The following is an 18,703-nucleotide window of genomic DNA, read 5'->3' as shown; positions in this document are numbered from 1 at the left end:
AATGAAAAAAATACTTATATTATTTGTTGCCCTTTTTACTTTATCACAAGTAAATGCACAAACGTCAATCTTTAACGGTTTATTACAAAAACACGTTACCAAAGATGGAATTGTAGATTACAAATCTCTTAAAAATGATGAAGCTAAATTAGATTCTTTTTTATCGTATTTAGAAAAAACAGCTCCTGCAGCTTCATGGTCAAAAAACAAACAAAAAGCTTTTTGGATTAACGCATATAATGCTTACACTATAAAGTTAATTTTAGAAAACTATCCAGTAAAATCTATCATGAATATTAAACAAAAAGGAAAAACTGCTTGGAAAATTCCTTTTGCAAAAGTGGGTGGTAAAACGTATACTTTAGACCATATTGAACACGAAATTTTACGTAAAAAATTGTTTGACCCAAGAATTCATGTGGGTGTTAATTGTGCTTCTGGTTCTTGTCCAAAACTAGGGAACATGGCTTTTACAGAAGAAAATATAGATTCTGCATTAGAAAAACTAATGAAAGATTTTATAAACGATTCTTCTAGAAATAAAATTACTAAGAAAAAAGTTCAAATTTCTTCAATCTTTGATTGGTTTAAGGAAGATTTTACTAAAAATGGCTCAGTAATCGATTATTTAAACAAGTATTCAGAAACTGAAATCAAATCTAACGCAAAAATTAGTTATTTAAAATACGATTGGAGTTTGAACAGTAAATAATTACTATCTTTCCTTTTTAAAAAAAATAATTTATGTCTAAATCATATTATGATGCAGCCGATTTAAGAAAATTTGGTAAAATTACAGAATGGAGTGAAGAATTAGGAAACAAGTTCTTTGATTATTATGGAAAAGTATTCGAAGAAGGTGCTTTAACTGCTCGCGAAAAAAGTTTAATTGCCTTAGCTGTTGCACATACAGAACAATGTCCATATTGCATTGATGCCTATTCTAAAGATGGTTTGCAAAAAGGAATAACCAAAGAAGAAATGATGGAAGCAATTCACGTTGGTGCTGCCATAAAAAGTGGTGCTACTTTAGTGCATGGAGTGCAAATGATGAATAAAGTGAATAAACTAGAAATGTAAGCAGAGAACCATTTTTTACTTTTCGTAAAAAATGTGTGAATCGCTTATTCCTGCGAAGGCAGGAATCTAAAGCCAACTATATTTATTCTTATTAAAACCAAACCTTAATTTTCTTCGTAGATACTATCAAATTAATACTATTCTTACAAAAAAGTTTTAGAATTATATCAAAAGCTACTGAAACAAGTTCAGCATGAAAAAATCATTAAAAGCAAGGAATAACGACATTGCAAATACGTCACGTCAAATGGAAATCCTATCAAATGGAATTTTTGCAGACGGAGAATTACCCACATTTGCAGAAAAAATAAAAGAAACAAATCAGTTTCCATTACGTCCTAAAAAATTAGAAATTCTACAAATAAACTTAGGGTATATGTGTAATCAGGTTTGTGAACACTGTCATGTAGATGCAGGTCCAGACAGAAAAGAAATTATGACTGTAGAAACCATGAAACAGTGTTTGGAAGTCATCAAAAAAACAGAAGCACATACTTTAGATTTAACTGGTGGTGCACCAGAAATGAATCCTAATTTTAGATGGTTTGTAGAAGAAGCATCCAAAGCAGGAATTAAAGATTTTATTGTTCGTTCTAACTTAACCATTATTAGAGCCAATAAAAAATATTACGATTTACCTGAATTTTTTAAAAAACACAATGTACATGTAGTCTCATCAATGCCTCATTGGACTCGTGGAAAAACAGACAAACAACGTGGAGATGGCGTTTTTGACAAATCAATAAAAGCATTGCAAGAATTAAATGCTGTTGGTTATGGAATGCCAGGGTCTGATTTAAAATTAGACTTGGTCTATAATCCTTCAGGAGCATTTTTACCTGGAGACCAAATGGCTTTAGAAAATGATTTCAAAAAAGCATTAAAAGCAGATTTTGATATTGATTTTCACAATCTTTTTGCCATCACAAACTTACCAATTAGCAGGTTTTTAGATTATTTAATCGCTTCAGATAATTATGAAGATTATATGCACTCTTTGTTAGAAGCATACAATCCTGCTGCTGTAGAAAACGTAATGTGTACAAATACACTTTCTGTAAGTTGGGATGGTAATTTATACGATTGCGATTTTAACCAAATGCTAAATTTAAAAGTAGCAAGTAAGGTAAAACACATTAAAGATTATAACGAAGAAATCTTACAAGACAGAAATATTATTATTAATCAACATTGTTATGGATGTACTGCTGGTGCAGGAAGTAGCTGTCAAGGAGTTGTTGCATAAATCCCCTTTGTTCTTCGAACATTTCCCCAAAAGGGAAAGTTGAGTTACTTTGAAAACAAAAAATTTAATAAAAACAAAGGATTAAATTACTTACATAAATGAATGAATAACAAAACTGCCATATTAATTTTTGCAAATTCTGCTGAAAAAGAAGTGGAAAGAAAATCGTTTCTTTCTTCTGAAGTTTTTTCTGCACTGAATAATCAAACTTTAAAAGCGGTAGAAAAATCTGGAATTGAATATTTTCTTTTTTCTGAAAAAGAACAAATAGGTAACAATTTTGGTGAACGTTTTACCAACTCCATAGAAACCCTTTTTAATAAAGGTTTTGATAATGTAATTACTATTGGTAATGACACACCTCACTTAAAAGTGCGTCATTTATTAGAAGCCGAAACCAATTTAACATCTAACGATTTGGTTTTAGGTCCTTCTAAAGATGGTGGGTTTTATTTAATGGGGATTAAAAAGGAACATTTTAATAAAAAAACGTTCTTAAAACTACCTTGGCAAACTAGTGGTTTACAGAAATGTATTGCCACGATTTCAAAATCTAAAAATTTAGAAATTATTTTTTTAGAAATTTTAAATGACATTGATAAGTTAGAAGATATCCAATTGATAATGGATAGTTTTAAAACACTTTCAGTTACAATTTTACATCTTTTAAAAAGACTTATCAATCTTCGAAAATCATTTGTTTTTACTCCTTTTTTCAACATAAAAAAGGTTTTTTATTCTCCAAACTTCAATAAAGGTTCGCCTTTTATTGTTGCATAAATAGCTATTCACCTTTTTAATTTAAATATATTGTGTCTCCTTGAGCGCAGTCGAAAGGTTATAGATATTAAAAATAGTTCTCGACTTGAGTTTATCTTGAGCGGAGTCGAAAAGCTCAGACAGACAATCTCTAAAAAATTAAATTTTACACAAAAATTACTAAATGAAACATATTTTTATGTGGATTTTTATGCTATTCGTGGGCATAAATTTTGCACAAACTAAAATTACAGGAACAGTTACCGATAAAAAATCTGGAGAAAAATTACCAGTCGTAAGTGTTTCCAATGAGCAAGGAAATGGAACCACTACAGATGAAAACGGAAATTATTCCATAAATGTAAACTCACCTTCAGATATTTTAACCTTTACGTATTTAGGCTATAAAACACAAAAAATCACAGTTGGCAATCGAATAAGAATCAATATTTATTTAGAGGAAGACGAAACCAGTTTGAATGAAATCGTAGTTACAGCCTTAGGTTTAAACAGAAAAACCAAAGAATTAGGCTATGGTGTTCAAGAATTAAAAGCAAAAGAATTAACAGAAGTTAAAACCGCCAATTTTTTAGATAATTTATCAGGAAAATTAGCAGGTGTAACTATTTCTCAAGGGGCGACTGGTGTTGGTTCTTCATCTAAAATTACCATTCGTGGTGAAGCTTCTTTCTCTAATAACAATCCGCTTTTTATTGTAGACGGAACACCAATAAACAACAACACAGTTTTTAACTTTACAGATGAATCTGCAACCGGTTTTCAAGAAATAGATTTTGGAAATGGAGCCATGGAAGTAAATCCAGATGATATAGAATCTGTAACTGTTTTAAAAGGACCAAGTGCTGCTGCTTTGTATGGAACAAGAGCTTCAAACGGAGTTATTGTAATTAATACAAAAGACGGAAGTAAGAAAAAAGGATTGGGAATTAGCATTAATACTTCTTTAACTTTAGATACTGCTTTTCGTTTGCCAGAATTTCAAAATGAATATGGACAAGGAAATGGTGGTAACTTTGCTTATGGCAATGGACTTGGAGGAGGAATTAATGATGTAATTTCATATTCTTGGGGTCCCAGATTAGATGCTGGAATTTTAGTTCCTCAATTCGATTCTCCAGTAACTTTAGCAGATGGAACTATAGTTCGTGCTGGAGATACTTCTCTATATAGTGGAAATACAATTACACCTACTTTATTCAAATCGAACCCAGATAATTTGAAAGATTTTTATCAAACTGGAGTTACAACAATCAATAATATTTCTATAAATGATAGTTTCAAGAGAGGTTCTTACAGATTGTCTTTTACGGATTTAGATAGTAAATCTATTATTCCTGGAGTTAATTTAGAACGTAAAACTGTGGCTTTAAAAACAAATTTTAATCCGACAGAAAAAACAAGAATTACTTCTACCATAAATTATGTAAATTCAAGTAGTGATAATAGACCTTCTAACGGTTATGGAAGTGAAAATGTAAATTATTCTTTAGTGGCTTGGGGACCAAGATCTTTAAACATTAATAGTTTAAGAGATTATTGGCAACCAGGTTTGGAAGGAGTGCAACAATATAATTTCAACTATAGATATTTTGACAATCCTTTTTTCATTTTAAATGAAAATACCAATTCTTTTAATAGAGATCGTGTTTTTGGAAACATTGCTGTAAACCATAAATTTACCAATAAATTAAGTGTTTCTTTTCGATCTGGAATGGATTATTCTTCAGAAAAAAGGCAATTTAATCGTAATTTTAGCTCAAACCGATTTGCAAATGGAGCGTATGCAGAACACGATGTTTTTTATAGAGAAATAAATACCGATTTCTTACTAAATTATACAGATAATTTTGGCGATTTTTCTTTTGATGCATCATTTGGAGGAAACAGATTAGACCAAACTGCTTCTACAAAACAAGCACAAACTACTAATTTAGCACAACCAGGAATTTTTAGTTTAAACAATGCTGCTTCGCCTGTTGAATTTTTTCAATTTAATTCTAAAAAACGAATCAACTCTTTATACGGAATCGTTAAATTTGGTTACAAGGATTATTTATATTTAGATATTACTGGAAGAAATGATTGGTCAAGTGCTTTGGCAACTCCTTTTTCTGTAGATGGTGTTTCTTTCTTTTATCCGTCTGTTTCTACAAGTTTTATCTTATCGAACGTTACAGAATTGCCTAAAAGTATTTCTTTTGCGAAGTTAAGAGCAAGTGTTGCACAGGTTGGTAATGACACAAATCCGTATCAAACTTCTGGTGCTTTTGTATCACAAACTGCATTTAATGGACAACCTACTTTTAGCAATCAAGATTTTATTCCGAATGCAAATTTGAAACCAGAAACTACTACTTCTTATGAATTTGGGGCAGATGTAAGATTCTTTAAAGACAGATTGAATGTAGATTTTACATATTATAATTCAACAACCAAAGATCAAATTATTTCTTTGCCAATTGCCATTTCATCAGGATATAATCAACAAGTTGTAAATGGCGGAAAAGTAAATACAACTGGTTTTGAGGTTATTTTAGGAGGAACTCCAATTAGAAATGAAAATTTCAGATGGAATACTACTTTTAACTTTGCTACAAATAGGTCTGTTATTAAAGATTTACCTCAAGAAGGTGGTCGTTTAACTTTGGCTTACAGTAGAATTTACGACAGCGCAAACCAAACTGTATTTTTTCAAGTAGAAGAAGGTGGAAGAGTTGGAGATATGTATGGAACTGGCTATTTAAAAAATGATAAAGGAGAGTTTCTAATTACAGACGATGGAAGATATATTGCAGACAATACCTTAAAAAAATTAGGAAATTACAATCCAGATTTTACCTTAGGATGGAACAATAGTTTCCAATATAAAAATTGGAATGCAAGCTTTTTATTCGATTGGAGACAAGGTGGAGAAATTGTATCAAGAACACGAGCTTTAGGGAATGTTGGTGGGCAATTAGCAGAAACCGTTTATAGACCAGATGCAGGAATTGTTGCACAAGGAGTTAATGTAAATTCTGGACAACCAAACACAGTTGCAGTTGGTGCAGAAAGTTATTACAGACAATTTTACGACAGAAATCACGAAGAAAATAATGTTTATGATGCTTCTTATTTAAAATTACGTCAGTTTTCAATTGGTTACAAATTAGATTTAAAAGAAGGCTTTTTAGGCTTGAAAGATACATCTACATTAAACCTTTCTGTTATTGGAAATAATTTATTTGTAATTACAGAAAATCCTCATTTCGATCCAGAACAATTAGCGGTTCAAGGAAATGGTTTTGTAAGTGGTGTAGAAGACATGAGTTACGCTACCAGTAGAAGTTTAGGGTTTAAATTAGGGTTTAATTTTTAAAAACAAATTTGTCATTTCGACCTTGTGGAGAAATCTTAACGTATATAAAAGATTTCTCCACAAGGTCGAAATGACAGAAAACATAAAAAATGAAAAAAAATATATATACCATCGCAATTTTTGCAATTACGTTTGCAAGCTGCACCAAAGATTTTGAAGAAATTAATACAAACCAAAATTCGCCAGTTTCTGTACAACCAAGTCTACTTTTAAGACAGGTTATCTACGATTATGGAGAACAAATGAGTTACGAAGGTTTTGCTGCAGGAAATTTATTATCACAGCATTATGCACTTTTAGATTTCAATTTATTTGACAGACACGATTTAAAAAGTCCACAATTAGGTGGAAATCCTTGGCCAATATTTTTTACAAATTTACGTGATAATGAAATTCTATTAAAAAAATCTCGTGAAACACCTGCTTTTGCTGTTTATGAAGGTCCTGCATTAATTTTAAAAGCATATATGGCTGCAGCATTGACAGATATTTTTGGTGATGTTCCATATTTTGAAGCTTTTAATGGTGTGGATGGAACTGTAACTCCTAAATACGATTTACAGGAAGACATTTATCAAAAAGACAAAGGAATTTTAGATAATTTAGACAAAGGAATCGCTGCTATAAATGAATACACTGCTGCAATCCCATTGGAAGGAGATATTTTATTTAATGGAGATTTAGAGGCTTGGAAACGTTTTGCAAATTCTTTAAAAATTAAATATTTAATTCGTATTTCTGGTAAAGTTGATGTTTCCAATCAGTTACAAACCATTTTTACGAGTGGAAATTACATCAAAAATAATAGTGAAAATGCCACTTTCGATTTTACAAACACAGCTCCAAATAGTTTTAGGTTTGCACAATTAAGAAATGGAGATTTTACCAATTTTGTAATGTCGGAAACTGCTGAAGAAATTTTTAAAGATTTAGATGATAATAGAGTTGGTACTTTTTATCAACCTTTTAAAAACTCTAATTCTAACGAATTTAACGGTTTAATTAATGGGATTAATGCATCTACCACTACTCCATCTCCAAATGATTATTCTTTAGTTGGAAAAATATTTAGAGAAGATACCTCTACTTTAGACGCAAATTTTATGACAGCTTGGGAAACCAGTTTTTTATTAGCAGAAGCTGCTCAAAAAGGTTTGATTACCACCAATGTAGAAACTTTATATAACAATGGAGTTGCACAAGCTTTTGAATATTGGAATACGAATTTACCTGCCACTTATTTGGCTGGAAATGCCAATTTAAATGCAATAGGAAAAACACCTTTAGAGCAAATTATCACGCAAAAATGGATTGCAAATACAATTAACGGTTACGAAAGTTGGATTGAATATAGAAGAACAGGATTTCCTGCTTTAAAAAATGTTGCTGCAAGTTTAAATAATGGATTAATTCCTGAGAGAATGCCTTATCCTGCTGATGCAAGTGCATTAAATGCAGAAAATTACAAAGTTGCAGAAGCTGCAACAAATGGAAATAGTTTGAACGTAAAAGTTTGGTGGAACGAATAGAAAAACAGACCCTTCAGGTTTTAAAAACCTGAAGGGTTTTTCATAAAAAATATGGAAGTAATAAATTATCAGTGGATTTTAGTCATAACATCAAGTTTGATACTATTTTTTTTATCTCCACTTGCAAAAACAACAGATCAGTTTTTTAAAGCTGTAAACCAAAAAAAAACGCCTAATACTTTGGTATTAACTGGGAGTTTAATCATTTCTTGGATTTTTGCAAAAAGCATTACAAACGCCGCCAATTTAGGATTGTCTTTTGGTATTGTTGGTGGAGTTGCTTATGCTGGTTATTATCTTTCATTTGCAGTTGCTGGTATTATTATTTATCAGTTAAGAGTTAAAGGTGGTTTTAAGAGTATTCATCAATTTCTAACTTCCAGATTTGGAAAAAAAGCGATGGCAGTTTTCTCTATTCTGATTGCTTTTAGGCTTTTTAATGAGGTTTGGAGCAACACTATGGTTATTGGAAGTTATTTTGGAGAACAAGAAAGCGCTTCCTATTATTGGTCTATTCTTGTATTTACAATTTTAACTTTAGGCTACGCTTTAAAAGGTGGTTTAAGTAGTTCTATTTTTACAGATGTAATTCAAATGGTTTTATTTTCTGTTTTGTTAATCATTATTTTAGCAACTATTTTTTCTGCGGAAGAATTTACTACAAAAGAAATAATTACATCAGGAACTTGGAGTTTTGAGTTGGGCTTAAACCTCTTTTTCGCTGCAATTATTCAATCTTTTAGTTACCCTTTTCACGACCCTGTTTTAACGGACAGAGGTTTTATAAGTTCGCCAAAAGTAACTCGTAAAAGCTTTTTATGGGCAAGTGTTTTGGGCGCAATTTGTATTATTTTATTCAGTGTAATTGGTGTGTATGCACAATCGCAAGGAATGGAAGGACAAGCAGCTGTAGAAGTTGGTAAAGCTTTAGGAATTGTAATTTTATTAGTTATTAACTTTATTATGATAACTTCTGCAGCATCCACTTTAGACTCTACTTTCTCTTCATTTTCTAAATTGTTATCTGTGGATTTAGGTTTAGGAAAAACAGTTTCTTTTGGAAGAATTTCCATGATAATTGTTGCTGTTTTAGGAACATTACCTGTATTTTTTGGAGCAGAAATTTTATCTGCAACCACCATTTCTGGAACGATGGTTATTGGATTAACTCCCGTTTTTATTTTTTGGAATGTAAAAGTGCCAAAAATTAGTTTCTATGCAAGTGTAATTTGTGGTTTGTTTTTTGGAATCTTGTTAGTTTTTAAAACGTTTCCAGAATCGTTAGTTTTTACAAAAGGAAAATATGCAGATTTGCTTTGGGTAAATCTTTGGGGTATTTTAAGTTGTATCATTTTATATTTTATTCCAAAATGGATCAAGAAATAAAACATTTAGGCAAAATATCTGATAAAACACTCATTTTTGGAGGTGTTTACAGCAATTTACAAGCGTTAGAAGCTTTAAAACAAATTGCTGAGAAGGAAAATATTCCGCCAGAAAACTGCATTTGCACTGGAGATATTGTGGGTTACTGTGCACAACCTGAAGAAACTGTCCAATTATTAAAATTATGGGGAGTAAATAGCATTGCTGGAAATGTAGAAATTCAGTTACGAGAAAATGCAGCAGATTGTGGTTGCGATTTTAGAGAAGGATCCAGATGTGATGATTTTTCTCAACTTTGGTATCCTTATGCGCAAAGTAAATTGTCTGAAAATTCGATGGAATTTTTAAAAACAATTCCCAATCATATTTCATTTAAATATGCTAAAAAGAGCGTAACTGTAGTGCATGGTTCTTATTTTAATGTATCAGAATTTATTTTTAAATCTACAGATTGGGCAATAAAAGAACCAAATTTTAAAGCTACTAAGAGTGATGTTATTATTGGCGGACATTGTGGTTTGCCTTTCAATCATCAAGAAAAAAAGAAACTTTGGTTGAATCCTGGAGTAATTGGTATGCCTGCAAATGATGGAAATCCAACTGTTTGGTATGTAATTTTAGACGATTCAGATAATAATTTTAACTTTACACATAAAACATTAGCATACAATTATAAATTAACAAGTAAATTAATGCAAAATGGTTTACTTCCTGAAGAATATTCGAGAACAATTGTTACAGGTATTTGGGATAATACAGAAATTTTACCACCCATAGAAACTGGTTTGCAAGGATTTGGTATTCAATTGTAAAAATTATAATTTGATAATGTAAAAATAGGTTTCGACTGCGCTCAACCTGACATTTTTTTTTTAACTCCACTAAAATTCATCAAAATGAAAAAAATACTCATCTTTTTATTAGTAGTTACTTCAACTGTTTCTGCACAAAAAAAATTAGATAAATTGTTGAATAAATGGAACAAAAGAAATGTTCCTTACATGTCTGTAGAAACATTGGCTTTGCCAAAAACAAAAGCAATTTTATTAGACGCAAGAGAAGAAAAAGAGTATAAAGTTAGTCATTTAAAAAATGCTATTTGTGTTGGCTATGACAATTTCAAACTCAAAGAAACTATTGCCAAATTACCAAAAGATAAGAATGCAAAAATTGTAGTGTATTGCTCTTTAGGCATTCGTTCTGAAACAGTTGCCCATAAACTTATACAAGCAGGATATACCAATGTATACAATTTATATGGTGGTATTTTTGAATGGAAAAATGCTAATTTTCAGGTTGTAGATACTTTAGGCAACAATACTGAAAAAGTCCATACTTTTAGTAAAAATTGGGGCAAATGGTTAAAAAAAGGTAAGAAGGTGTATTAATTGTTAGTTGGCTTTAATTAGTGGAAAAGTTTTTCTTGCAAGCAAATTGTTTGATAAGAGGTAATTATCATTTGAATATGGATTTTAAATTAAAAATGAATTTTGTGAAATTTCTGAAAGAAAAAAAGTTTTTTAAATATTATATGATTTTGACTTTGCTAATTTCATTTTCTTGTAAAGATAATAAAGAAGGAATTGACAAAAGTGGAGAATTAAAATACTCAATAACAAATGACAAAAAACATCTTGAAATTGGGAAAAATTCTGAAATCATTTTACATTCAAAAAATTTAGGAGATAGACTTCTGAAAATTACATCAAGAGGAAAATCATCTTTTTCAAATACATATTCTTCTGAACAAGGGTTTCATATGACAATAAATGCTCAAGAAGATAATATTAAAGATAATTTTTATGAAATATACTTGACTGAAGTACTGAATAATAAAGACACTATTGAAAGATTAGTAAAAATTCCAGTTGAAATCAAATAACTAAAGCCAACACTATATAAAATTTATTGCTACATTATTTTTCTTATTTTTAAGCTAACAAAAAAGTAACAAAGCTTATACCAAAACGTTGAAAATTACAAATTTTATGTCATTCCGAACGCAGTCTGAAAACCTCTTACTAATCTTCACTAGAAATCCAGAATTAGGAAAAGCAAAAACACGTTTGGCAAAAACTGTTGGAGATAAAACAGCTCTTGAAATCTATAAATTTTTACTAAAAAGAACCAGAGATATTTCTTCCAAAGTAAAAACCGCTGATAAAGCTGTTTATTATTCCGTAAAAATTAGAAAAAATGATATTTGGGATGAGAATATCTTTCAAAAAAACCAACAAGTTGGTGAAGATTTAGGCATTAGAATGAAAAATGCTTTCCAAAATGGGTTTGATGCTGGTTACAAAAAAGTGCTAATTATTGGGAGTGATTTATACGATTTATCATCAAAAAACATAGAACAAGCATTTACTGAGTTAGATAAAAATGATGTGGTTTTGGGACCTGCAGAAGATGGTGGTTATTATTTATTGGGAATGAATTCTCTACAAGAAAAAGTCTTCAAAAACAAAAAATGGGGTACAGAAACCGTTAGAAAAGATACTTTACAAGATTTAATTGATAAAAAAGTGAAATTATTAGAGTTTAAAAACGACATAGATGTATATGAGGATATTAAAAACATCCCAGAAATTATGTCAACATTTATCAACTCTAAATAATTTTACAATGAAAACACTTTTACTTTTCGCTTTTTTAAGTCTTTTTACTTTACAAATTAGTGCTCAATGTACTGAAAATGCATCAAATTTTGGTAACAACACCTCTACACCATCTTATAATGTTTCTGGTGATATTAGTGTCGTTTTAAATACCAATAAAACAATTACAGTAAATTTTGCAAGCAATTATAGTACTGCATCTGGTCCAGATGTAAGATTGTATTTGGTAAAATCTGATGGAAAATCTATTGCTGAATTAAAAAGTTTAAATCCAGAAAATTTAGATCATATCTCCTTTGGATTAATTGGTTTTTCTGGTGCACAAAGTTATACAGCTGCAATACCTAATGGTGTTGATATTTCAAAATATGACACAGTTTTTTTCTTTTGTCTACAATTTACAGCTTTTTGGGATGTTGGTACATTTAATTCTTTTACCTCCAACAATTGTTCTGTTTTAGATGTCAACAATTTTAAAGTTGATAAAATTTATTTTTATCCAAATCCTGCAAAAAATAAAATTCAGTTTTCTAATATTGATGGAGTTTCTGCTGAAATTCGTATTTTTAATGTTTTAGGAAAACAAGTTTTTCATCAATCTAAAATCGACGAAAAAACAGTTGATATTTCTTTTTTAAATAAAGGAATTTATATGGTTAAAATTGATGTTGATGGAAAATCTAAAACACAAAAATTAGTAATTCAGTAAAACCTCTATTCTGTCATTTCGAATGATTTTTGAGTTTACGAGAAAATTGTATCGAGAAATCTGTATTTTGTGATTTCACTTTTCGTCAGAAATGACAAAGTTAATTAGAATCAACTATGAACAAACAAAATCAACTACAAGAAACCATCGATTTTTTAAAATCAAATGGCATTACGCATCCAGAAACAGGAATTGTCTTAGGCACAGGTTTAGGTAAATTAGTAGGTGTAATTTCAATTGAAAAAGAAATTCCGTACGCAGATATTCCTCATTTTCCAGAAGCCACAGTAGAGTTTCATTCTGGAAAATTAATTTACGGAGAATTGTCAGGCAAAAAAGTGTTGGTTATGTCTGGTCGTTTTCATTTATACGAAGGTTACAATGCTTGGGAAGTTACTTATGGAATAAGAACTATGCATGGTTTAGGAATTAAAAACTTGTTAATATCTAATGCAGCAGGAGCTATAAATTTGGATTATGAAAAAGGAGATTTAATGTTAATTGATGACCATATTAATCTTCAAGGAACTTCTCCACTAGCCTTTAAAGGTGCAAATAATTTCGGAAATATTTTTGCTGATATGCTAGAACCTTATTCTAAAGAAATCAATACAAAATTAAATTTAATTGCTACAGAACAAAAAATACAACTTCATAATGGAACGTATGCTAGTGTTTTAGGTCCACAATTAGAAACTAAAGCCGAATACAGAATGTTACAAATTTTAGAAGTTGATGCAGTAGGTATGAGTACAGTACCAGAAGTAATTGTTGCCAAACAATTAAACTTACCATGTGCAGCTGTTTCTGTCTTAACAGATGAATGTGATCCTAAAAATTTACAACCTGTAGATATTGCAGAAATTATTGCCATTGCTGGAGAAGCAGAACCTAACATGATTACGCTTTTTAAAAAGGTGATTGAACTTTTGTAATAATATACACAATTACTTATGGGTTTGAATGAACACTTTCAATCATTTATATTAGAAAAAACAGGTGCTTCAACTCTAAATGAAAAAGAAGTTATTCAAGAATTATGGAGTGGTTATGGAAAAATTAAACGCATTCAACTACAAGGTGCTGAGTTAAAAAGTGTAGTGGTTAAAAATGTACAATTACCTAACCAAACTCATCACCCAAGAGGTTGGAATTCTGAAATTGGTCATCTTAGAAAACTAAAATCCTATCAAGTAGAAACTTATTGGTATCAAAATTATAGCAACCAAAGTACTGCACGTTTACCAAAATGTTTTGGAGTTACACAAAAAGATGATGAAGTACTCATTATTTTAGAAGATTTAGATACTGCTGGATTTCCTATTCGTAAAAATACGATAGATTGGAAAGCTATTGAAAGCTGTTTAAAATGGTTGGCAAACTTTCATGCCAGCTATTTGGGTAAGACACCAAAAGGACTTTGGAAAACTGGCACATATTGGCATTTGGCTACAAGATCTCAAGAATTAGAAGTTTTGAGTGATGTTACTCTTAAAGAAGCTGCCTCAAAAATTGATGAGTATTTAAACAATTGCCAATTCAAAACCTTTGTACATGGTGATGCTAAATTGGCAAATTTTTGTTTTTCTGAAGATGGAAAAGTTGCTGGTGTAGATTTTCAGTACGTAGGTGGTGGTTGTGGAATGAAAGATGTTGCTTACTTTGTTGGAAGTTGTTTGTTCGAAGAAGATTCTGAACGTTTAGAAACCAAAATCTTAGACACCTATTTTAAAAGATTGCACCTAGCTTTAGGTGTTAAAAACGAAGCACTTGAAGAAGAATGGCGTAATTTATATCACTTTGCTTGGGCAGATTTTCATCGTTTTTTAAAAGGATGGAGTCCAGAACATTGGAAAATTAATAGTTATAGTGAAAGAATCATTAAAACTGTAATTCAAAATTTATAATGGCTGATTTTCAAGAACTCTCACGAATTGCAATACAAGCTGCTTTAGAAGCAGGGAAAAGCATCCAAAAATATATTGATAAAGATATTGATGTAGAAAAAAAAGTAGGTGGCAACACTTATGCATCTCAAGTAGTTACTAAGGTTGATAAAGAATGTGAACGCATTATCTTAGAACACCTTGTTCCAACTTGTAAAACCCATAATCTGGGACTTCTAACAGAAGAGACAGAAGATGATAAAAGTAGATTGACTAAAGATTTTTTCTGGTGCATAGATCCTTTGGATGGCACTTTGGCTTTTATTAATAAATATCCTGGATTTGTGGTTGCTATAGCTTTGGTTTCTAAAGATGGGATACCTAAAATTGGAGTTGTTTACAACCCATCAACAAAAATTGTATATCATGCAATTTATGCTAAAGGAGCTTTTAAAAACGGAAAACCTTGGCAATTGCAACAACCGAAAAACTACTTGACCTATGTAACAGACAAAACATTGTCTAACACCCCAAATCAAAATAAAATAAAAAACATTTTACTTAAAAAAGTAAAAGAATTAGGCTTACAAGATTATCAAGAAATTTCTGGTGCTGGGTCTGTGTTAAATGCTATTCTGGTTGCTGAAAACGCACCTGCTTTATTGCTAAAACTTCCTAAAAAAGAAAAAGGTAGTGGAAGTATTTGGGATTATGCAGCCACTGCTTGTATTTTTAAAGAGCTGGGTTTTATTGCTACAAATTTTGAGGGTGGTCAGTTAGATTTAAACGCAAAAGAAAGTACTTTTATGAATGATAAAGGGATTTATTATGCTAATTTAAGTTTTGATAAATAACTTATCAACTATCTAAATTTTTGCTATTAATGTTGAAATCTTTTAAAGAATAATAACACTTTTTAAAGAGGTAATCAAGGTTATTTGATTTTTAAAAACCAATTTTAATATCTAAATTCGTCATTAATAAAATTGAAATTGAAAAATGGCAAATGAATACTTAAGTTATATATCTGATGATCACTTAATGTGGTGTATAGAAAATCTGCATAAGTCATATTTAAAAGCCAAAGAAAATGTTAGCAAAAAGAAGTTTTATAAAAACAAAATTGATACTATAAAATTAACTTTTGATGCTAAGTTTAATGATTTAGATGAAGAAACTTTGATTAAAACAGAAATCAATCGTCAAGTAGATAAATCTATAAATAATTCTATTGGTACTTTTCATGAACAAATTTTAGGTGGTATTAAAGGTTTTGAAATTGGTAATTTAAGTGGTTTTGATGTGAAAGCTAAAGACAATACTTTATTTGCAGATATAAAAAACAAGCATAATACAATGAACAGTAGTTCTGCTGAAAGTTTATTTCAAAAATTAGCGAATTATGCAGACACTTACAAACAAGCAAAATGCTATTGGGTTCAAATTTTAGCCAAAAATAGTTTTAATGAAAAGTGGTTTGGAGAAATCAATGGAAAAGAATACAGCCATAGCAGAGTTTATAAAATTTCTGGAGATCAATTTTATAAGTTACTTTCTGGAAAAGAAAATGCTTTATTTGAATTGTATCAAGTTCTACCTAAAGCTATTCAAAACTATTTAAGTTTACAAGAAAATAAAGATGTTCAAACAAATTCGGCTCTAGAAGAAATTTCAGCAAGTTCTCATATCTCAAAAAGAAGTATTTTAGATGAAATTACTTTTGAAAATTACAGTTACTATTTAGGTTTTGATAAACTTAAATAATATTTGTTTAAAAATTTTATGATAGAATATCCTATTTCTTCGCCTAAATTACAAGGAACTGCATTTCCTATTTGTTTATACTGCTGAGAAACAGACCCCATAAATTTCCAATCATCTGGAAAAGTTTGAATTCGGGCATATTCTCTTACAGTAAATGGTCTGGTTTCTTCTGGGTGACATCTTTCTGTTTGCTTTTGAGCTGGACTACAAGTTAATGTTAGGCTTGGTTCATCCCAACCAATTCTTCTTGCAATTCCTGTTTTACCTCCACCCAAATAAAAACTTTTGCCCATATATTCTTTCTGAATATCTATAGGTAAATTTCGCCAATAACCTTTTTGAGGAACTAATTTTAAAACTTCTTTTTTGTGCTCAGGATATTTTGAACCTATAGATTTTGGAACGTTACTATCATATAATTCCCCTTTTTTTAGAGCGTCAACTAAGTTGTAAATTTTATTATGAGGTTTTGGATATTCATATTTCAAATCAATATCTTTTCTTATTCCAACTAAAATTACGCGTTCTCTTTTTTGAGGAACTCTATAATTAATTGCTTTTAATACCTGTACAGGAACAACATTGTAGCCAATTTCATCTAATATAGAAATCATTCCTTCAATAGTTTTTCCTTTTTCGTGAGATAACAATCCTTTTACATTTTCACCTATACACATAATAGGATTTACTTCTTTTACAACTCTTGCAAACTCGTAAAACAACGTTCCTCTAGCATCTTTAAAACCTAATTTTTTTCCTGCATAACTAAAAGCTTGGCAAGGAAAACCACCTGTAACAATATCTACTTGATTCTTATATGTTGAAAAATTAAAAGATTTAATATCTCCTTCTAGAACATTCCAATTGGGTCTATTTTCTCTTAATGTATTACATGCCCATTTATCAATCTCATTAAGAGCAACGCATTTTATTCCAGATTTTTCCAAACCTACTGCCAAACCACCTGCACCTGCAAACAACTCTAAAACTTTAAACTCTTGAATTGGTTTTACAGAATTATCTATTGTATCTTCGTAATCTATAGATAGTTGTTTTAAAAGAGTGTTTATTTGTTCTTTTTTGTAGATCCTATATTTACTAATAGGTTCTCTTACAGCAAGAAATTTACCTTCTCTATCCCAACGTCTTAGAGTTTCTTTACTTTTTCCTAAAATTTGAGAAACTTCATTTAAAGAATAATACTCTTTTGTAACCATATTACACAACCTTATACATTGGTTACAAAAATATAATAAAATATCGAATAAAAAAGATTACAATATTAAAATTTATACCTCTTGAACAAATACCTAGACATCATAAAAAATTCGTATTCTAGTTATTGGAATTATATTAAACAATCGGTTTTCATGGAACTGAATTGGGAGAATTATTTCTACGGATTAATTATAATTTCTTTAGTTGTTTGGGGGCTAGAAGCTATTTTTCCTTGGCGTAAAAATCAATCTTTGTTCAGAAAAGACTTTTGGTTAGACACCTTTTATATGTTTTTCAATTTCTTTTTATTAAACTTAATTGTTTTGATTGCTTTATCAAATTCAGCAGCACAATTATTTAATGATATTTTAGGATTTATTAATTTATCTGTTTCTGATTTTCAATTATTAGAAATTAACAAACTACCTTTTTTTGCAAGAATTTTTATCTTTTTTATTGTGGTAGATTTTGTACAATGGTGGACACATAGATTACTACATAGATCTGAATTTCTTTGGAATTTTCATAAGGTACACCACTCTGTAAAACAAATGGGGTTTGCTGCACATTTGCGTTATCATTGGATGGAACCAGTTGTTTACAACTCTCTAAGATATATTCCTTTGGCTATTATTGGCGGTTTTTCTGCACAAGATGTCGCATTTGTTCACTTTTTTAATATCACAATTGGGCATTTAAACCACGCAAATATTAATTGGGATTATGGTTGGCTAAAATACATTTTAAACAACCCTAAAATGCATATTTGGCATCATTCTAAAGATTTACCTGAAGAAAGAAAATATGGAGTAAATTTTGGATTGACATTAAGTATTTGGGATTATCTTTTTAAAACCAACTACATTCCACATTCAGGTAGAGATATTGAATTGGGGTTTGAAGGCGATGAAGATTTCCCAAAAGATTTTCTTAAACAAGAGCTTTATCCTTTAGGAAGAAAGAAGTAAAATTCTTTAAGATTCCTTCTCATTCTTCTTTTGGAATAACATACTAACTGTTATTTAGAAATAAGTGGAGTATGAACAATTGATAAATCTAATTTTTATTGAATTTAATAAAAGTAAGTAACTTTAGTTTTATATAAAAATAAAGCTTTTCGTATCTTTAT

Annotated in this window: 18 protein-coding genes; 17 read left to right on the top strand and 1 reads right to left on the bottom strand. The window is 30.1% G+C overall.

What is annotated here, in order from left to right:
• Window position 1: 1 nt before the first annotated feature.
• From ACY2RW_RS08300 to ACY2RW_RS08225, 16 genes are all read left to right on the top strand, one after another.
• A complete protein-coding gene (locus tag ACY2RW_RS08300) occupies window positions 2-712 on the top strand; it encodes a DUF547 domain-containing protein (protein ID WP_490122252.1) in 711 nt (236 codons plus the stop codon).
• Window positions 713-744: 32 nt separating this feature from the next.
• A complete protein-coding gene (locus ACY2RW_RS08295; protein ID WP_490122251.1) occupies window positions 745-1,080 on the top strand; it encodes an arsenosugar biosynthesis-associated peroxidase-like protein in 336 nt (111 codons plus the stop codon).
• Window positions 1,081-1,273: 193 nt separating this feature from the next.
• Window positions 1,274-2,326: an arsenosugar biosynthesis radical SAM (seleno)protein ArsS gene (gene arsS / locus ACY2RW_RS08290; RefSeq protein WP_490122250.1), complete on the top strand. Its 1,053-nt coding sequence runs from the start codon at window positions 1,274-1,276 to the stop codon at window positions 2,324-2,326.
• A gap of 102 nt (window positions 2,327-2,428) precedes the next feature.
• The gene (locus ACY2RW_RS08285) at window positions 2,429-3,106 is read left to right on the top strand and encodes a DUF2064 domain-containing protein (RefSeq protein WP_490122249.1); all 678 of its coding nucleotides are present in this window, start codon (window positions 2,429-2,431) and stop codon (window positions 3,104-3,106) included.
• 163 nt (window positions 3,107-3,269) lie between these two features.
• Window positions 3,270-6,464: a SusC/RagA family TonB-linked outer membrane protein gene (locus ACY2RW_RS08280; protein WP_490122248.1), complete on the top strand. Its 3,195-nt coding sequence runs from the start codon at window positions 3,270-3,272 to the stop codon at window positions 6,462-6,464.
• 89 nt (window positions 6,465-6,553) lie between these two features.
• Entirely contained in the window at window positions 6,554-7,993 is a 1,440-nt protein-coding gene (locus ACY2RW_RS08275; RefSeq protein WP_490122247.1) for a SusD/RagB family nutrient-binding outer membrane lipoprotein, read from the top strand.
• 51 nt (window positions 7,994-8,044) lie between these two features.
• On the top strand, window positions 8,045-9,379 hold the full coding sequence (locus tag ACY2RW_RS08270; RefSeq protein ID WP_490122246.1) for a sodium:solute symporter family transporter: 1,335 nt from the start codon (window positions 8,045-8,047) through the stop codon (window positions 9,377-9,379).
• A complete protein-coding gene (locus ACY2RW_RS08265; RefSeq protein ID WP_490122245.1) occupies window positions 9,364-10,191 on the top strand; it encodes a metallophosphoesterase family protein in 828 nt (275 codons plus the stop codon). The genes ACY2RW_RS08270 and ACY2RW_RS08265 overlap by 16 nt, the downstream gene beginning before the upstream one ends.
• Before the next feature lie 84 nt (window positions 10,192-10,275).
• Window positions 10,276-10,767 carry a rhodanese-like domain-containing protein gene (locus ACY2RW_RS08260; RefSeq protein WP_490122244.1) on the top strand — a complete coding sequence of 164 codons (492 nt, stop codon included), beginning with the start codon at window positions 10,276-10,278 and terminating at the stop codon, window positions 10,765-10,767.
• A 77-nt stretch (window positions 10,768-10,844) separates the two neighbouring features.
• Window positions 10,845-11,261 carry a hypothetical protein gene (locus ACY2RW_RS08255; RefSeq protein WP_490122243.1) on the top strand — a complete coding sequence of 139 codons (417 nt, stop codon included), beginning with the start codon at window positions 10,845-10,847 and terminating at the stop codon, window positions 11,259-11,261.
• A 106-nt stretch (window positions 11,262-11,367) separates the two neighbouring features.
• Window positions 11,368-11,997 (top strand): TIGR04282 family arsenosugar biosynthesis glycosyltransferase, encoded by a 630-nt coding sequence (locus tag ACY2RW_RS08250; protein WP_490122242.1) that lies wholly within the window; start codon window positions 11,368-11,370, stop codon window positions 11,995-11,997.
• Between the two features lie 7 nt (window positions 11,998-12,004).
• Entirely contained in the window at window positions 12,005-12,706 is a 702-nt protein-coding gene (locus ACY2RW_RS08245) for a DM13 domain-containing protein (RefSeq protein WP_490122241.1), read from the top strand.
• Between the two features lie 116 nt (window positions 12,707-12,822).
• On the top strand, window positions 12,823-13,641 hold the full coding sequence (locus tag ACY2RW_RS08240; RefSeq protein ID WP_490122240.1) for a purine-nucleoside phosphorylase: 819 nt from the start codon (window positions 12,823-12,825) through the stop codon (window positions 13,639-13,641).
• Window positions 13,642-13,659: 18 nt separating this feature from the next.
• A complete protein-coding gene (locus ACY2RW_RS08235; RefSeq protein ID WP_490122239.1) occupies window positions 13,660-14,613 on the top strand; it encodes an oxidoreductase family protein in 954 nt (317 codons plus the stop codon).
• Window positions 14,613-15,446, top strand: coding sequence for a 3'(2'),5'-bisphosphate nucleotidase CysQ family protein (locus tag ACY2RW_RS08230; RefSeq protein WP_490122238.1), 834 nt, complete (start codon window positions 14,613-14,615; stop codon window positions 15,444-15,446). Before ACY2RW_RS08235 ends, ACY2RW_RS08230 begins: the two co-directional genes overlap by 1 nt.
• Before the next feature lie 145 nt (window positions 15,447-15,591).
• On the top strand, window positions 15,592-16,356 hold the full coding sequence (locus tag ACY2RW_RS08225) for an Eco47II family restriction endonuclease (protein WP_490122237.1): 765 nt from the start codon (window positions 15,592-15,594) through the stop codon (window positions 16,354-16,356).
• On the opposite strand, the gene dcm is transcribed toward ACY2RW_RS08225, so the two are convergent.
• Window positions 16,329-17,573: a DNA (cytosine-5-)-methyltransferase gene (gene dcm, locus ACY2RW_RS08220; protein ID WP_490122236.1), complete on the bottom strand. Its 1,245-nt coding sequence runs from the start codon at window positions 17,571-17,573 to the stop codon at window positions 16,329-16,331. The genes ACY2RW_RS08225 and dcm overlap by 28 nt on opposite strands.
• An 81-nt stretch (window positions 17,574-17,654) precedes the next feature.
• Between dcm and ACY2RW_RS08215 the strand changes: the two genes are divergently transcribed.
• Entirely contained in the window at window positions 17,655-18,542 is an 888-nt protein-coding gene (locus ACY2RW_RS08215; RefSeq protein WP_490122235.1) for a sterol desaturase family protein, read from the top strand.
• The last annotated feature ends 161 nt before the right edge of the window (window positions 18,543-18,703 follow it).

The sequence above is a fragment of the Polaribacter sp. 2305UL8-11 genome, assembly GCF_058147165.1.
The sequence above is the reverse complement of the archived record's forward strand: the minus strand, read 5'-3'. Positions and strand labels throughout refer to the sequence as shown.